Source organism: Bradyrhizobium sp. (assembly GCF_030654605.1).
Taxonomy (GTDB): Bacteria; Pseudomonadota; Alphaproteobacteria; order Rhizobiales; family Xanthobacteraceae; genus Bradyrhizobium.
This window is the reverse complement of record NZ_JAURXB010000244.1, coordinates 1-14,987: the sequence shown is the minus strand read 5'-3', so window position 1 is coordinate 14,987 and position 14,987 is coordinate 1. Positions and strand designations below refer to the sequence as shown.

The following is a 14,987-nucleotide window of genomic DNA, read 5'->3' as shown; positions in this document are numbered from 1 at the left end:
GCCGGCGGCGACATGAAGGTGTTCTGGTCGAACGGCCTGGTCGGCTCGATCACCACGCTGGCGATCGTGCTGCTGTTCTGGCCTGTCATCGACAAGGCGTTCGGCACCGTCGGGCGCTTGGTGCGGCCGGCGAAGGCGTAGGCCTCAAACCACCTTGGCTTGCCGGAGTTCCTCGATCTCTCCCGCGCCAAAGCCGAATTCGGCCAGCACTTCCTCGGTCTGTTCGCCGAATTCCGGCGGCCGCGCCGCCATCCGGCTCGGCGTGCGCGACAGCGTGACCGGCTGGCCGACCAGACGGATCTGGCGGTTCTCGGCATTGGGCACGTCCTGGGCGATGCCGAGATGCTTGACCTGGTCATCCTCGAACATCTGGTCGATCGAATAGATCGGGCCGCAGGGCACGCCGGCGGCGTTCAGCTCGCTGACCCAGGTGTCGGTGGATTTCTTTTCGGTGAGTTTTCCGATCACCGCATTCAGCGCGTCGCGGTTCTTCGAGCGCGCCGGCGCGGTGGCGTAGTCCGGATTGCTGAGAAGCTCGGGCGCGCCGATCGCCTGCGCGCAACGCTCCCAGATCCGCCCGCCGGTGGTGGCGATATTGATGTAGCCGTCGGAGGTTTTGAACACCCCGGTGGGAATGCTGGTCGGATGGTTGTTGCCGGCCTGCTTGGCGACCTCCTTTTCCATCAGCCAGCGCGCGGCCTGGAAATCCAGCATGAAGATCTGCGCCTGCAGCAGTGAGGTCTGCACCCACTGGCCCTCGCCGGACACCTCGCGCTCCAACAGCGCGGTCAGGATGCCGGTGGCGCAGAACAGTCCGGCGGTGAGGTCCGCCACGGGAATGCCGACCCGCATCGGGCCTTCGCCCGGCGCGCCGGTGATCGACATCAGCCCGCCCATGCCCTGCGCGATCTGATCGAAGCCGGGGCGCTTGTGATAGGGACCGTCCTGGCCGAATCCGGAGATGCTGCCATAGACGAGGCGCGGATTGATCTTGCGCAGGCTGTCGTAATCGATACCGAGTTTTGTCTTCACGTCTGGGCGGAAGTTTTCGACGATCACATCGGCCTTTGCCGCCAGACGCTTGAACACCTCGAGGCCCCTGGCGTCCTTCAGGTTGAGGGTCATGGCCCGCTTGTTGCGGTGCAGGTTCTGGAAGTCGGAACCGCCGCGCGGCCCGCCCGGCTGCTCGCCGGCAGCGTCCTCCAGCAGTGCATCGATTTTGATGACATTGGCGCCCCAGTCCGCCAGCTGCCGGACGCAGGTCGGCCCGGAGCGAACGCGGGTGAGATCGAGTACGGTGAAGCGGGACAGGGCCTGCGAGGCGCGGGGAGAGGGCATTCAGAGGTCTCCGATGACAAGAGAAGTCTGGACGTGCCTGAGGGAGCAAGCGGTCCAGTCTTGCAGCTAGCGTGGTATAGGTGACCGTCCCACTATCGACAATCCTCTGATTGGCTGTTAGCCGCTTGTGATCGCGAGGGATTTCGGCATTGATCGATACTCTGCCAAGGGGCGCTCCGCCGAGGGGGCGCCAATGACCGTCTTGACCCGGGCGCGGCGCCTGTTCGCGGGGTGGTCCGCCAATCTGTTCCAGATGATTTTGGCAGTGACCCAGCAGGTCGCCCTTGTTCCGGTGTTCCTGCATTTTTGGACGAGCGAGGTCCTCGCCGCCTGGCTCGTCATCTACGCGGTCGGCAATCTGGTTCTGATCGCCGACAGCGGTCTCCAGTTTCGCACCATCAACCGATTTCTCGGGCTCAAGTCGAGCGTCGATTGCGACGGCCGGACGGCACGCTTCTACGCGGCGATGCTTCGGATCTATATTGGGCTTACCGGGTTTCTCGTCGTTCTGCTGGTGGTCTGCACACAGTTGCTTTCGCCTTCCGCGGTGCTGGGATTTAAGGCCGTCCCCAATTTTGACGCGGCCTTCGTCGTGATGGCGGGGGGGATGTTGCTGACGCTGCCGTCCGGTCTGGTGTCGGGGCTGTATCGTGCGCGCGGATTGTACGGTCGCGCGGGACAACTCCAGAACTGGGCGTTGCTGGCCGGGCAAATCGGCCAACTGGTTGCGATCGCCGCCACCGGGAGTCTGCTGGCCGTTGCCATTGCGTTTGCAGCGCCGCAAGTGTTCGTCGCGATCTATCTGCTGATGTTCGATGCGCCCCGCATGTTTCCGTTCTTGCGCGGGGCCTCGGCGAAATCCTCGTGGCGCTGGATCGCCGGCCAGTTTCGCAAGGCCGTTCCGTTCGCCGTGGCCGGCGCGACGGAACTGGCATTGCTGAACCTGCCGGTTCTGATGGTCAGCGCACTGGTGTCGGATCGCGTCGCCGTGGCGCAATGGGGTCTGACCCGGGTGGTTGCCGGGCTGCTGCGGGCGCTCTGCATTGCGACCACGCTGCCGCTCGCCGCCGAGCTTGGCCACGATTATGCCGTCGGCCTGAAGGACCGGCTGCGGAGCCTCTATGCGCGAGGATCGGTGTTCGTGACCCTGCAGGCGAGCATCGTGGTGTCCGGATTATTGCCGTTCTGGCCGGATTTCTTCGTACTCTGGACCCACGGTGCCATTCCCTATGATCCGTTGCTCGCGACCACATTGCTGATCGGCACCAGCGTCATTGCGCCGTCGATCCTGGCGCTGGTCTACGCCAACTACAGCAATCGCGGCGACCTTCTGGCGCGGACGAAGGGGCTCCAGCTCGCCGTCTTTCTGTTGCTGTCGGCTCTGCTGATCCAGCCGATGGGTCCGCTGGGCGCCGCGATTGCGGTCGTCGCGAGCGACCTTCTCATTCAATTCGGGCTGCTTGGAATCATCATCATCAGGCAAACGCTGCAGCGGCCGTTTCAGCACGTCGGTTTTCTGGCTGCGATCATGATTCTCGTGACGTCAGGCGGGTGGGCGTTGGGCATGATCGTCCGGTCGTGGGTGCCGGGAACGGGACCGGTTAGTTTGGCGAGCGAGTGCATGATTTGGCTGATCGTCGTCGCCCTGGTCGCGAGCCCGCTGGCGCAGGCCAGCTTGCGCAACAGACTGATTGCGGCAATCCCGCGTTAGCCCGGGTCGCTAGGATGACAGGCCTGCCTGACGAATGAGGTACTGCCCGTAGGCGGTGCCCTTCATCGGCTCGGCAAGCCGCAGCAACTGCGCGGCGTCGATGAAGCCCTGCATGAACGCGACTTCCTCCGGGCAGGCGATCTTCAGGCCCTGGCGCTTCTCGACGATGTGGATGAATTGCGAAGCTTCGAGCAGCGATTCATGGGTGCCGGCGTCTAGCCATGCGTAGCCACGGCCAAACCGTTCGACATGAAGTTCGCCGCGCTCGAGGTACCATTGATTGAGATCGGTGATCTCGAGCTCGCCTCGCGCCGACGGCTTCATCTCGCGGACGACGTCGACCACGCGCTCGTCATAGAAATACAGGCCGGTGACGGCGTAGTTCGATTTCGGCGCTTTCGGCTTTTCGACAATCCGCAGCGGGCGATGCGCGCTGTCGAACTCGATAACCCCGTAGCGTTCGGGATCGTCGACCCAGCAGGCAAACACCGTTGCGCCGCGGGTCTGCTCCGCGGAGTTGCGCAACATCGCTCGCAAATTGTCGCCATAGAAGATATTGTCGCCGAGGATCAGCGCCGACGGGTTGCCGGCGAGAAACTCTCTGCCGATCAGGAAGGCTTCCGCAATTCCGCCGGGATGATCCTGGATCGCATAGGCCAGCTCGATCCCCCATTGCTTCCCGTCGCCGAGCAGGCGCTTGAATTGCGAAGCCTCTTCCGGTGTCGTGATGATCAAGAGCTCGCGAATGCCCGCGAGCATCAGCGTGGTCAGCGAATAATAGATCAGCGGCTTGTCGTAGATCGGCAGCAACTGCTTCGACGTTGCCAGGGTCAGCGGATAGAGCCGCGTTCCCCGGCCTCCCGCCAGAATTATTCCCTTGCGGCTCATATGCCAGACTCTTCGCATTTGGGATGGAATGAACTCAGAGCGGTCTCGTTAGCATGCGGTCTTACGCATACAAAATGCTTTCCACGCCGGCGTGGTTTCGGCCGTCGGCGGTTCATCATAGTGGAAGATTATCAGGGGTTTACGGTGGCGGCGGCCACGTTGCGCCTGTCCGATCAGTGCGGTAGGAATGGCGTGCCGTAGCGCTTCGCAGCGGTGATCCGCCAGTTTACTTCGCGGCCTGACCGACAACGAGCATCATGGCAAACCGGGTCTACTGCACGTACTTCGATCACAATTATCTGGCGCGCGGGGTTGCTCTCTATCATTCGCTGCAGCGACACGCGCCTGAGGCACGGCTTTGGGTGCTTTGCCTGAATGAGGAGTGTTACCGGACCCTGGCGACGCTCGGCCTGCCGAACCTGGTATTTCGATCGCTGGCCGAGTTTGAAGCCGAAGACCCCGAGGTCGCGGCAACCCGATCGACGCGCAGCACCATCGAATATTACTTTACCTGCACGCCGGCATGGATGCGCTTCGTCCTTTCGAAAGAGGCCGATGCCGAATGGGTGACCTATCTCGACGGGGATCTTTTCTTCTTTGAGTCGCCGGAAGCCATCTATCGGGAGCTGCAGGACGCCTCGGTCGCCATCATCCCGCATCGCTATCCGGCGAGGATCGCACGGTTGCGAAAGTTCGGAACTTACAATGTCGGTTGGGTGGGAGCCCGCAACGATCCCGACGGCGTCGCGGTCATCACGTGGTGGCGGGAGAAATGCATTGAGTGGTGTCATGACTACGTCGATGGCGGTCGCTTTGCCGACCAGGGTTATCTCGACGCGTTCCCGAGCCTGTCTTCCCGGGTCAAGGTGATCGAGAATGTCGGAGCCAATCTCGCGCCCTGGAATGTCGGCAACTACCAGATTGATTTTCGCGACAGCAGCGTGATGATTGACGCAACGAATCCGCTGATATTTTTTCACTTCCAGGGCGTGAAGAAGGGGCTGGGCTGGTTTATTTTCAACAGCCACCATCAGTATCGCGCGCCGTTTTCCGGCGCCATGCGAGACTGCATATATAAACCCTATGTCGATGAACTGCTGGCCATCGAACGGGCGATTGATCCGGTCCTGCAGGTTTCCCTCACGGCGCCTCATCGCCGGTCGACAACCGTCAATATCTCGCAATATTTCAAGAGCCAGCTACGGAATCTGCGTAACCGCGCATTTCAGTTGCTGGATGTCTTGACCGGGCGGGCGTTCTTTGTCTTTCGCGGCAAGGCGCATTAAACGCCGAGATTGCAAACATCCCCAGTGGAGATGCCAATTCCAGCGCCCTTATACCAATGATTTGCCGGTTCCTCGGGAAGGAAGCTGAACCGGCGGCCATGGCGCATGGAGAATTCCGCAAGTTCAGACGTGACATGGGAATTATCGCCCAGCACGATCGCGCGGGGAGTGAGTTTGTTCTTGACCAGTTCGTATTCGGCTTGTTCATAGCTGGCACTATGGTCGCTGTCATTGATAAACAGGTCGATCTTGTCCAGCGTTTCAAGAGACTTGAGAGAATCGCCGTACAGAACCTTGCCGAACTCCGCGTACGCGCCCTTGAGAAAATAGCCGGCGAGCGGGTTGATGTCCGTTCCGAAGTATCTTCCTGGATGGCCTTCGGAAGCGTTGCGCTTCAGCGCTGCACATAGCACGACTGCGCCCATGCCTTGATCGACGCCGGTTTCCACCACGACCTCGGGTTTGGTGGCGCGCACGACCGCATACCATACCATCCTTCGGCCGACGTGCGGTTCCAGGTCGGTGCGATACCGATCCGGATGTGTCGGCAGCAGGCCGGTTATGTGTCTCTTGAAGTCCGCGTCATCCTGAATTTCGTTCAGATATTCCCGGATTACATCCGGACTCTGGTTCAGGATGTTCGATAAACCCGCAATGAAGTTTATCCGACAGCGCTCCGTCAGGGCGTAAGTAAAATTGCTTTCTTCGCGGGACTTGAAAAGCCAAGTAATCCAGGCGCGAACCGTCGGCCAAATATAGTTCGACCACGTGGAAATCGCCCGGTTGGGGAAGTTCAGGATCGGAAACATCCGATGACTCGTCAGCCGCCTCTTTACGTCACGAAGGGTATCGCGAACAGTCATGAAAATTCCCGCGGCTGTGATTCAATGGCCTTCCCATGGCCAGTGTCGTAAGTTCGATTCTCGATATCGACACTGCCGAGGGGGCTTGTTAGTTCTATTGCTTCTTGATCTATACCTCCGCAAAGTCAAGTTCCGTACAGAAACCGGTGACTGATGTTACCTCCATTTTGGGACTATCGACGCGAGTATGATGAGTTGCGCGACGAGGTTCTCGCCGCGGTCGACCGGGTTTTCAAATCCGGCCAGCTCATTCTCGGGCCGGAAGGTGTCGCCTTCGAAAGCGCGATGGCGGCCTATGTCGGGGTGAGCGGCGGCGTCGGGGTCAACAGCGGCACCGACGCGATCTATATCGCGCTGGCCGCGGCAGGGGTTGGCGCGGGCGACGAGGTCATTACGGTGCCGAACACCGCGGTGCCGACCGTCTCCGCCATTCAGGTTCTCGGTGCCCGCCCGGTCTTCGTCGATATCAGGGATGAGGATTTCCTGATGGACGTCGGCCAGATCGAGGCCGCGATCACGCCGCGTACCAAAGCGATCGTCCCGGTCCACCTGTACGGTCAATGTGTCGATCTCGATCCGCTGATGGCAATCGCAAAGCGGCACGGGCTGAAGGTGATCGAGGATTGCGCCCAGTCGCAGGGGGCCCTTTACAAGAACCGCAGATGCGGAAGCATCGGAACCGCATCGACGTTTTCCTTCTATCCGACCAAGCTGCTCGGCGGCTATGGCGACGGCGGCATGGTGTTGAGCGACGATGAAGCCGTCGTCCGTCTCGCCCGCTCACTGCGCTTCTACGGCATGGAGGAGAGCTATTACGCCGAGAGGCACGGCTACAATTCACGGCTCGACGAAGTTCACGCTGCGATTCTCGCGCTGAAGCTTCCCAGAATTGACGGCTGGATTAACCGCCGCCGCGACATCGCCGACCGGTACCGGCGGGGATTCGAAGGCAGCGGGTTGCGGCTGCCGGCGGAAAACAGCTATGGCCGGCACGTCTATCATCTGTTCGTGGTGGAAACGTCAGGCGATCGCGATGCCGCCTTGCAGCGCATCGCCGCGCGCGGCCTCAAATGCGGCGTGCAGTACCGATGGCCGATCCATCTGATGCGGGGCTACGAGGATCTGGGTTACCGGGCGGGACAATTCCAGGTCGCGGAGCAAAAGGCGCAACGGATCTTTTCGCTGCCGATCTATCCGCATCTGAAGGACGAGGAAGTTGACGAGGTCGTTGCGGTTGTGAGGGCGGCGATCTGATGGCTGGTCAGGAACATATCGGCTGGCTGCGCGAGCGCTTGCAGGCCTCATTGGTTGTCGAGCCCCGGGATCCCTCGGAATTGCTGGAATGGCTCGAGGCGCGGCGCAGGGATGTGCCGTTTTCGGCCCATCTGATCCCGCTTCGGGATGTCGCCAACTGGCAGCAGGCCGACAATGGCAACATCGCCAGCACCACAGGTCAGTTCTTTCGTATCGAGGGCGTCAGGGTAACAAGCGCGCCGGGCTTGCGAGAGATATCCGGCTGGGATCAGCCCATCTTCACGCAGTCCGAAGGCGGCGTTCTGGCCTTGCTTTGCCGCGAGACGCCGGCCAGGGGCGTCGAGTTCCTGCTTCAGGCCAAGGCCGATCCGGGCAACATCGGCTACCTGCAGTTTTGCCCGACGATCCAGAGCACCTGGGAAAACATCCGCGGCCTGAAGGGAGCCAGGCGCGCGCCGTTCGCGGAGTGTCTCGATGCCTCCGATAATGTCCGCGTGATCTACAAGTCGAAACACAACGAGGAGGGAAGCCGGTTCTGGCAGAAATCCAACGAAAACATGATTTTGTTTGTCGAGGATACCGGCCGGCTGGAGATCAACGAGTCGAGCCATCGATGGGCCAGCCTGTCCCAGATCAAGGCGATGACATTGCTCGACAACGTCATCGGGCCATATGTGCGGACCGTGATTGCCCCGCTTTGATCAGAGAGCGAACAGGTAGGTCACGGTGCCTGAGCGATGCCCGGTGACGGCGGATACGTCATAGGCAATACCAGGCCATTCCGCCTCGAGGCGCAACCCCGCGGCCTGGCAAAGCGACATCAGGTCCTGCCTGCCGAAGACGACCTCGACGACGGGTGCGCCGTACGCGTATTTACTCAAATAGGTCGTCCGGTAATCGTCGAACACCGGCACGCTATGGAAAACGCAGTAGCGCGCCGCGACGCGCGCAGCTTCGCGGATGGCTGCCTGATAGTCGATGATGTGCATCAGGGATACACCATTGAAGACGATGTCGAACGTTCCGTCGGGGTAGGGCAGCCTGGTTGCATCGGCAACTTCGAACGATGTCGAGGGGTAGCGGGCGCGGGCGCGTTCGATCATGGCAGCCGAATAGTCGACGCCGGTGTAATCGACGCCGTCGGGGAGCAGTGTGGCGAACACCTCGGAATAATAGCCGCTGCCGCATCCGACATCGAGCAGCCGCGGATGCGGGATGCCGGTCGCTGCAATCGCTTCCGCAGCGACCTTGAAATCGCGCCGCGGATCGCCGCGCTTCATCGCGGCGATCAGGCTGTCATAGGCGCGCTCCTGCCGGGCGACCGTGCGGGCTGCCAGCCATCCGCCCGACGATGCCGCGGCGCTTCTCGCTTCTTCCACGTCCGCCAGCAGCCGATAGTCGGTCGAGAACAGGATTTGACGCCGCAGGATCGGCGTCGCCTTGATGATACGGCCGCCAAACTTTCTGATGATGGGGGGAAGCTTCATCGCCGCGCCTGTGCCTGCTCGGCGAATCCGAGGATCTCGCGGGTGCGATCACGGTAGGTGTGCTGCGCCATCGTCCGGGCCTGGCCTGCGCGCGCGATATCGGCGCGGCTCTGCTCGTCGCGTAGCGCGCGGTCGATGCCGGCAAGGCAGTCGTCGACTCCATGCCACACTGCGACATCGCGATCCGGCTCAAATAGCGTATGGAGATTGTCCTTGAAGTCGGTCAACAGAAAAGTGCCGGCGCCGGTCGCCTCGAACAGCCGCATGTTGCCGGCTTCCCGGCCGGTAAAGTCGATATGCGAGTTGAGGGTGACGCGGGAGCGCCGCAGGACCTGGTACATGTCGGCGCCCCAGACTTCGCCCTGAAAGCAGCGGTGCAGCGGCGAGGCGTCCGGAAGTGCCTGCGGGCGGCTGCCAAACAATTTGAGATCGTACCGTCCCGCGACGGCCTCCAGCAATGCGATGCGCAGCCGGTGATCGGCCGACACGGTGCCGACGAACGAGACATCGATATCCGCCGCGGGCGCCGCCGGCAAAGCGTCGAGGATGGCGGGTTCGAACGCGAGGTGATTGACTTCGGCGCGAACCCCAAGACTTCGAAAGTAGTTCACGTTGGCGGCCATCTGCGACATCATCAGATCGTAGGCCGGCCAGTCCTCGCCGCGGGATGGCGCGATGCCGATCTGGCCGATCAGGATCGGGCGGCCGATACCCTTGATGCGCCGCACCAGGCCGGCGTTCACATGGAAAGTGTCCTGGTTGATGATCAGGTCCGGCCGGAACTCCTCGATCTGGGCGAGCAGAATATTCTCGGCCTCGCTGTCCAGCCTCGGGCTCAACCCGACCTTTCGGGCCAGCGGCCGCAGCAGCGGCTTGAAGGGCGTGACGGTGCGCTGCAGCCATCCGGGTAGCGCTCGCGACACGGCTGCACCCGGCGGCTGCGCCGGTTGAACTTTCATGCCGTGCTCGCGCGCCCAGGCCGACTGCAGCCACGGATTGTTGACGTGGATCTCCGCCGCAGGGTGCCCTGACGCCGCAAAATTCCTGGAATAGAAATCGGCGACGCCGAACAGGCTGGCATTCCGCGCGGCCATCTGCGCGTCATAGGAGGCGTTTTCGAGTCCGGGCTGGCGGCGATAGAGCCAAGCCAGAAAGCGCGGATAGTCCGCGTTGAGGACGAGGATGCGCATGACCGTCTAGACCGCGATCCTGAAGCCGTAATTCTTGTCGATCCAGTCCTTGTAGGCGCCGCTGGTCACCTCGCGCCACCAGTCTTCATGGTCGAGATACCACTGGACGGTCTGACCGAGGCCAGCCTCGAAATCGACGCTGCATCGGAGGCCGAGCTCGTCAACCAGTTTCGTGGCGTCGATGGCATAGCGATGGTCGTGGCCGGGCCGGTCGGTCACAAAGCTGATCAGCGCGCGGCAGGAACTCCCCGATGCCGCGGGACATGCCGGAAATCGCGATGCCAGATTGGCATCGGCGGCGAAGGCGCGGTCGAGCGTGTCGCAGATCAGGCCGACGACGTCCCGGTTGTTGCGCTCGTTTCCGCCGCCGACGTTGTAGGTTTCCCCGACGCGACCCCGCTCGATGACGGCCATCAGCGCCGCGCAATGATCGGATACGTGCAGCCAGTCGCGGATGTTGGAGCCGTCGCCGTAGATCGGCAGCGACTGGCCCTCCAGCGCATGAATGATCATCAGCGGAATCAGCTTTTCCGGATGCTGATAGGAGCCGTAATTGTTCGAGCAGTTGGTGATCAGCGCCGGCAGGCGGTAGGTCTCGACATAGGCGCGCACGAGGTGGTCGCTTGCCGCCTTGCTGGCAGCGTAAGGCGAATTGGGGCGGTACGGCGACGATTCCGAAAACGCCGGGTCTGTCAATTGAAGCGAGCCATAGACCTCGTCGGTCGATACATGGAGAAAGCGGCTCCGGTCGAGCGTTCCGGCCGAACGCCAGGCGTCGAGCGCGGCCCTGAGCAGTGTGAAGGTTCCGAGCACGTTGGTTTGCAGGAACGCTTCGGGATCGGCGATGGAACGGTCGACATGCGATTCCGCCGCAAGATGGGCGACGCGCGTGAACTCGTGTTCCTCGAACAGCCGCCGCATCAGTGCCGCATCCTTGACGTCGCCCTTGACGAACAGAATGCTTCGATCGGCGATCAACGGCTCGAGGCTTCGGACATTGGCGGCGTAAGTCATCGCGTCGACCACGACCAGCCGATCGGCCGGCTGCCCGGCGCGCCATGCGTGGACCAGGTTCTGGCCGATGAAGCCTGCGCCGCCGGTGATCAGAACGCTTTGCATCGGAACCTCTGGGTTGCCCTGCACCGGAATATGGTTCCTGGAGGGGTAAGTCGCTGCCGTCTGCCCTGATATCGACGGCATCGGGAGGTCAAACGTATCGTTTAGCGTCGGCGGCGAAGCTCGTTATATTCCGTGCTTCGGCCGTCGTCACCCACCGTTATTCTCTGCCGAGCATTGTTGCTCGTCTGGTAAATGAGAGGCCTCGGGCGAGTCGACCGGGGTTGGAGTCAAGTATCATGTCTTTACCCTTAGGCAAGCCTGCTTCCGCGATGCTGAATGGCATGTCGCGCGACGCCCTGCGCCAGGCCATGTTCGGTGTTGCCTTTGCCATTCTGATTGCGCCGAACTCCGTCCTGGTTCTGGGTTTTGGTATGACAGGAAGTCCGGGCAACAGTCCGGTTACCGGTGCCGTCCTGATGCTTGCCACGATGGCGGTAGGCTTGCTGTGCCTCCGGCGCGACATCGCCTTGCTGCCCGCGGATTATCTGTTCCTTGCGTTCGTGGTCTGCATCGCGTCGTCGTCCGTGATCAACGGATGGACGACGGACGCAAAAGAGTACCAGTTGCTTCTGCTTTCGCTTGCCGCCTATCCGGCGTGCCGCTTGATATCGCGGGCAGATATGCTTGCGGGACGTTCCTCGTTCATCCTGGTAATCGGCATCATCGCGCTGCTGGGCACCATTGCGATGACGAACGCGCTGTTGCGGCAGTGGGATAGTGTAGACTGGAGACCGCTCGTTTTCGGATTCAACGCGGCAGGAACCTATTTTCTGGGAACCCTGAGCATTTTCGTCATAGCGCTGGTCACCACCGGCGAGCTGACGACGCGACGTACCTTTCTCATATCCGCGCTGATTTTTCTGCCGATGATCGTCTTTACGGCGTCGCTGGTGCGCTTCACATTCATTGCTCTCGCCGGCGCCTTGTGCATGGCAGCCATTTTGAGCGAAGCCAAACAGCGCAAACACGTCGTCGCCATTGCGCTCGTGATCCTGGTTGCCGTCGCTGCCGGCATGTTTTCCCGGTCCGACAAGGCGAAACAATCTCTGGTTTTTGCGATGGAGCGACCGACCGTAGTTGAGCTGCCGTCCGGCAATAACGGGTTGGCTGGCAAGGCAGGATCGTCCGGCAGCCTGAAATCGTCCGGCAGTCTGGAACCGTCCCGCAGTCTGGAATCTTCCGACTCGGTCGAACCGCGGATGGCGCCGAGCTGCTATCTGAAGGTGAGTCCTCTGAATTCCATCTTGATCAGAAAAGTACTGATACAGGACGCTGTTTTTCTGATTCCAGGATCGGGGTGGTTCGGAACAGGGCTCGATACCTTCATGGAGTCCTCCTGCATCAAGAGGACCCAGGCTCACAACTCCATTCTCCAGGCAGCAGTTGAGTTTGGCTGGCTGGGCGGGGCGCTGCTTTTTCTTGTCGTGGCGGTAGCCGCGGGTTCGCTGCTACCGCTGGCGAGATATGACAATGCGTCAAGGTTCGTGCTGTGCAGCCTTGCCTATGTGGTCCTCATAAGTTTGGCTCATGGACGTCTCAGCCGGGACGGGGTTCTGTTCGCGTTCCTGGGTGCGGCCGTCGGTTTGAGGGAGACCTTCCGCGCCCAGCCTGCGTCGGCGGTATCGCCGGCGCTGGCGTGAGAGTCTCATGCCGCGTGGCAGGACCGTGCCGCATCCGGAGATATCGGCAATTGGTATGGAACCAGTTGTGACCCGGCCATCGAGACGCGTTGTCGGAATGCGCGTTGCGGGGTCGCATGCGCACAAACGCCTTGATTTCCGAGAGCTTTTCTTAATATAGAACGCCACGCAAGCCGATGCGGTCGATGTCCGGGACATCGTGCGACCGTCCTCGATTCTCTCTTTCTGACACCCCCTCTCCTTGGTCCCGCCAGCAGGTTCGAACGAATGTATGTGATTGGAATTAGCTCCGGGATCAAGCACGGCCACCATGACGGTGCTGCGGTCTTGCTCCGGGACGGGGAGCTGGTCGCTGCAGCCGAAGAGGAGCGCTTTACGCTGGCCAAGCATGCGCGCGGCGAACTGCCGCGCGGTGCCATCGGATATTGTCTCAGGCAAGCGGGTATCACCATCCGGGATGTCGACTGGATTTGCTCGCCGCTCAAGACCTACACGAATTACAGCCAGCGCCTGACCGAATACTTCAAGTATCAGTTCGGGCACAGCCCGAAGATCGAGCTTTACGATCACCATCTCTGTCATGCGGCAAGCAGCTTCTACGGATCCGGATTTCCGGAAGCCACCGTTGCCTGTTTCGATTTTTCCGGCGATTCCAGTTCAGGCCTGGTCGCCCACATGAAGGGCAACGATTTCCGGGTGCTGACCCGTTTCGGCCGTCACAACAGTCTTGGCCTCTATTACGGGATGCTCACGCAATATCTCGGCTACCAGATGACCAACGACGAATACAAGGTCATGGGACTGTCCTCCTATGGAAGCCCGGAATATCTGGACAGGTTCGCCTCGATCCTTCGTCCAAACGGCATCGACTACGAACTCGACGGAGGGCTGGACAAGCGCCAGCGCGATGCCGAAATCTACACCAGCGATTTTTCCACGCGACAGGAACGGATCTTTACCGAGAAGCTCGAGGATATCCTGGGTCCCCGCCGGCTTCGCGGCGAGGCGCTCGATCAGCGGTTCACCAATATCGCGGCCAGCGGCCAGAAGCAGCTCGAGATCGTCACCACACAGGTGGTTCGTTCCGCCATCGAGGCCACCGGCTGCGCCGATGTATGTCTCGCCGGCGGAGTTGCGCTGAACTGCAAGATGAACATGGAGATCGCGGCGGAGCCGTCGGTCGGCCGGCTTTACGTTCCGCCGGTGCCCCACGACGCCGGCGTCGCGCTCGGTGCGGCGATGATGAAATGCGCCGAAGCCGGCTACACGATCGCCCCGCTCGCCCACGCCTATTGGGGCCCCGAATATTCCAATGACGTGATCAGGGACACGCTCGACAAGATCGGAGCGCGGTACGAGGTGCTCGAGGATCCGGTCAGCCGCTGTGTGACCGATCTCGTCGACCAGAAGACGGTGGGATGGTTTCAGGGCAGGATGGAGTATGGACCGCGCGCGCTCGGCAACCGCTCCATCCTGGCCGATCCCCGCTCCGCCGGCATGAAGGACCGTATCAACCTCGGCATCAAGTATCGGGAGGAGTTTCGTCCATTCTGTCCGTCGGTTCTGTACGAGCGCCAGAGCGAATATTTCGATGATGCGTTCGATGCGCCGTTCATGGTCGTCACGTTCCCGGTCAACGATACGGTCAAGCAGATGATTCCGGCCGTGGTTCACGTCGACGGGACGGCTCGCATTCAGAGCGTCCATTCGGAAACCAATCCGATGTACAGCCGCTTGATCGGCGAATTCGGAAAGGCAAGCTCGGTTCCGATCCTGATCAACACCAGTCTCAACATCAACGAACAGCCCACGGTGAATTCGCCGCTGGAGGCGCTGCACACCTATTTCTGCTCCGGCCTCGACGTCCTGTTCCTGGGCCCCTACCGGTTGACGAAATCGGCCTAGAATTTCGACAGGCGAATACGCAGGGAGCGGCAGATGTCAGGGCTTTTGAAGCGGATCGAGCACGGCTACCTCAGGCCGCTCTTGCGCAAACTGCGACCCTCGCGCCGTGTCCGCTACGGCGGCATTGCGATCCGCTATCGGGAAGAGCTTGACGGCGGCGGTACTGAATTTGGACAGGACTTCATTTCCTTCTTCAATGCTCGCGGGATGCCGCGGCAAAAGCGCATCTTCGAATGGTGCTGCGGCCCGGGATTCATCGGGTTTTCCTTGCTGGGCAACGGCCTGTGCGAGACGCTTTGTGTGGCC

At 61.2% G+C, this 14,987-nt stretch carries 13 protein-coding genes; 7 read left to right on the top strand and 6 right to left on the bottom strand.

The genetic code is table 11. The annotated features are described in order from the left end of the window. Nucleotides 1–144: 144 nt before the first annotated feature. Nucleotides 145–1,338 carry a CaiB/BaiF CoA-transferase family protein gene (locus tag Q7U29_RS22040; RefSeq protein ID WP_304744787.1) on the bottom strand — a complete coding sequence of 398 codons (1,194 nt, stop codon included), beginning with the start codon at nt 1,336–1,338 and terminating at the stop codon, nt 145–147. Nucleotides 1,339–1,531: 193 nt separating this feature from the next. Here Q7U29_RS22040 and Q7U29_RS22035 point away from each other — a divergent pair, with 193 nt between their 5' ends. Beyond that, nucleotides 1,532–3,049: a hypothetical protein gene (locus Q7U29_RS22035; protein ID WP_304744785.1), complete on the top strand. Its 1,518-nt coding sequence runs from the start codon at nt 1,532–1,534 to the stop codon at nt 3,047–3,049. A gap of 9 nt (nt 3,050–3,058) precedes the next feature. Here the strand turns inward: Q7U29_RS22035 and rfbA are convergent, their stop codons facing one another. After that, complete coding sequence (gene rfbA / locus Q7U29_RS22030) at nt 3,059–3,937, bottom strand: glucose-1-phosphate thymidylyltransferase RfbA (RefSeq protein WP_304744783.1); 879 nt, start codon at nt 3,935–3,937, stop codon at nt 3,059–3,061. A 257-nt stretch (nt 3,938–4,194) separates the two neighbouring features. On the opposite strand from rfbA, the gene Q7U29_RS22025 reads away from it, so the two are divergent. Then, nucleotides 4,195–5,223: a hypothetical protein gene (locus Q7U29_RS22025; RefSeq protein ID WP_304744781.1), complete on the top strand. Its 1,029-nt coding sequence runs from the start codon at nt 4,195–4,197 to the stop codon at nt 5,221–5,223. On the opposite strand, the gene Q7U29_RS22020 is transcribed toward Q7U29_RS22025, so the two are convergent. After that, nucleotides 5,220–6,086, bottom strand: coding sequence for a class I SAM-dependent methyltransferase (locus tag Q7U29_RS22020; protein WP_304744779.1), 867 nt, complete (start codon nt 6,084–6,086; stop codon nt 5,220–5,222). The genes Q7U29_RS22025 and Q7U29_RS22020 overlap by 4 nt on opposite strands. 153 nt (nt 6,087–6,239) lie before the next feature. On the opposite strand from Q7U29_RS22020, the gene Q7U29_RS22015 reads away from it, so the two are divergent. After that, nucleotides 6,240–7,340, top strand: a complete 1,101-nt coding sequence (locus tag Q7U29_RS22015; protein WP_304744777.1) for a DegT/DnrJ/EryC1/StrS aminotransferase family protein — start codon at nt 6,240–6,242, stop codon at nt 7,338–7,340. Continuing rightward, nucleotides 7,340–8,041, top strand: a complete 702-nt coding sequence (locus Q7U29_RS22010; protein WP_304744776.1) for an NDP-hexose 2,3-dehydratase family protein — start codon at nt 7,340–7,342, stop codon at nt 8,039–8,041. Before Q7U29_RS22015 ends, Q7U29_RS22010 begins: the two co-directional genes overlap by 1 nt. On the opposite strand, the gene Q7U29_RS22005 is transcribed toward Q7U29_RS22010, so the two are convergent. From Q7U29_RS22005 to rfbB, 3 genes are read right to left on the bottom strand one after another with little or no spacing between them, the layout of a single operon-like run. Further along, on the bottom strand, nt 8,042–8,827 hold the full coding sequence (locus Q7U29_RS22005; RefSeq protein ID WP_304744774.1) for a class I SAM-dependent methyltransferase: 786 nt from the start codon (nt 8,825–8,827) through the stop codon (nt 8,042–8,044). Continuing rightward, nucleotides 8,824–10,017, bottom strand: coding sequence for a glycosyltransferase (locus tag Q7U29_RS22000; protein WP_304744772.1), 1,194 nt, complete (start codon nt 10,015–10,017; stop codon nt 8,824–8,826). The genes Q7U29_RS22005 and Q7U29_RS22000 overlap by 4 nt, the downstream gene beginning before the upstream one ends. Before the next feature lie 6 nt (nt 10,018–10,023). After that, nucleotides 10,024–11,136, bottom strand: a complete 1,113-nt coding sequence (rfbB, locus tag Q7U29_RS21995; protein WP_304744770.1) for a dTDP-glucose 4,6-dehydratase — start codon at nt 11,134–11,136, stop codon at nt 10,024–10,026. A 236-nt stretch (nt 11,137–11,372) separates the two neighbouring features. Here rfbB and Q7U29_RS21990 point away from each other — a divergent pair, with 236 nt between their 5' ends. From Q7U29_RS21990 to Q7U29_RS21980, 3 genes are all read left to right on the top strand, one after another. Then, nucleotides 11,373–12,776 (top strand): O-antigen ligase family protein, encoded by a 1,404-nt coding sequence (locus Q7U29_RS21990; protein ID WP_304744768.1) that lies wholly within the window; start codon nt 11,373–11,375, stop codon nt 12,774–12,776. Nucleotides 12,777–13,043: 267 nt separating this feature from the next. Continuing rightward, nucleotides 13,044–14,681, top strand: coding sequence for a carbamoyltransferase C-terminal domain-containing protein (locus tag Q7U29_RS21985; RefSeq protein WP_304744766.1), 1,638 nt, complete (start codon nt 13,044–13,046; stop codon nt 14,679–14,681). Between the two features lie 45 nt (nt 14,682–14,726). Then, nucleotides 14,727–14,987 (top strand): hypothetical protein (locus tag Q7U29_RS21980; protein ID WP_304744764.1); only part of this gene is annotated, 261 nt, incomplete at its 3' end.

Coding starts and splice junctions, on each gene's coding strand:
- Q7U29_RS22040 (WP_304744787.1), bottom strand. CDS start 1,338: ATGCCCTCTCCCCGCGCCTCGCAGGCCCTGTCCCGCTTCACCGTACTC.
- Q7U29_RS22035 (WP_304744785.1), top strand. CDS start 1,532: ATGACCGTCTTGACCCGGGCGCGGCGCCTGTTCGCGGGGTGGTCCGCC.
- rfbA (WP_304744783.1), bottom strand. CDS start 3,937: ATGAGCCGCAAGGGAATAATTCTGGCGGGAGGCCGGGGAACGCGGCTC.
- Q7U29_RS22025 (WP_304744781.1), top strand. CDS start 4,195: ATGGCAAACCGGGTCTACTGCACGTACTTCGATCACAATTATCTGGCG.
- Q7U29_RS22020 (WP_304744779.1), bottom strand. CDS start 6,086: ATGACTGTTCGCGATACCCTTCGTGACGTAAAGAGGCGGCTGACGAGT.
- Q7U29_RS22015 (WP_304744777.1), top strand. CDS start 6,240: ATGTTACCTCCATTTTGGGACTATCGACGCGAGTATGATGAGTTGCGC.
- Q7U29_RS22010 (WP_304744776.1), top strand. CDS start 7,340: ATGGCTGGTCAGGAACATATCGGCTGGCTGCGCGAGCGCTTGCAGGCC.
- Q7U29_RS22005 (WP_304744774.1), bottom strand. CDS start 8,827: ATGAAGCTTCCCCCCATCATCAGAAAGTTTGGCGGCCGTATCATCAAG.
- Q7U29_RS22000 (WP_304744772.1), bottom strand. CDS start 10,017: ATGCGCATCCTCGTCCTCAACGCGGACTATCCGCGCTTTCTGGCTTGG.
- rfbB (WP_304744770.1), bottom strand. CDS start 11,136: ATGCAAAGCGTTCTGATCACCGGCGGCGCAGGCTTCATCGGCCAGAAC.
- Q7U29_RS21990 (WP_304744768.1), top strand. CDS start 11,373: ATGTCTTTACCCTTAGGCAAGCCTGCTTCCGCGATGCTGAATGGCATG.
- Q7U29_RS21985 (WP_304744766.1), top strand. CDS start 13,044: ATGTATGTGATTGGAATTAGCTCCGGGATCAAGCACGGCCACCATGAC.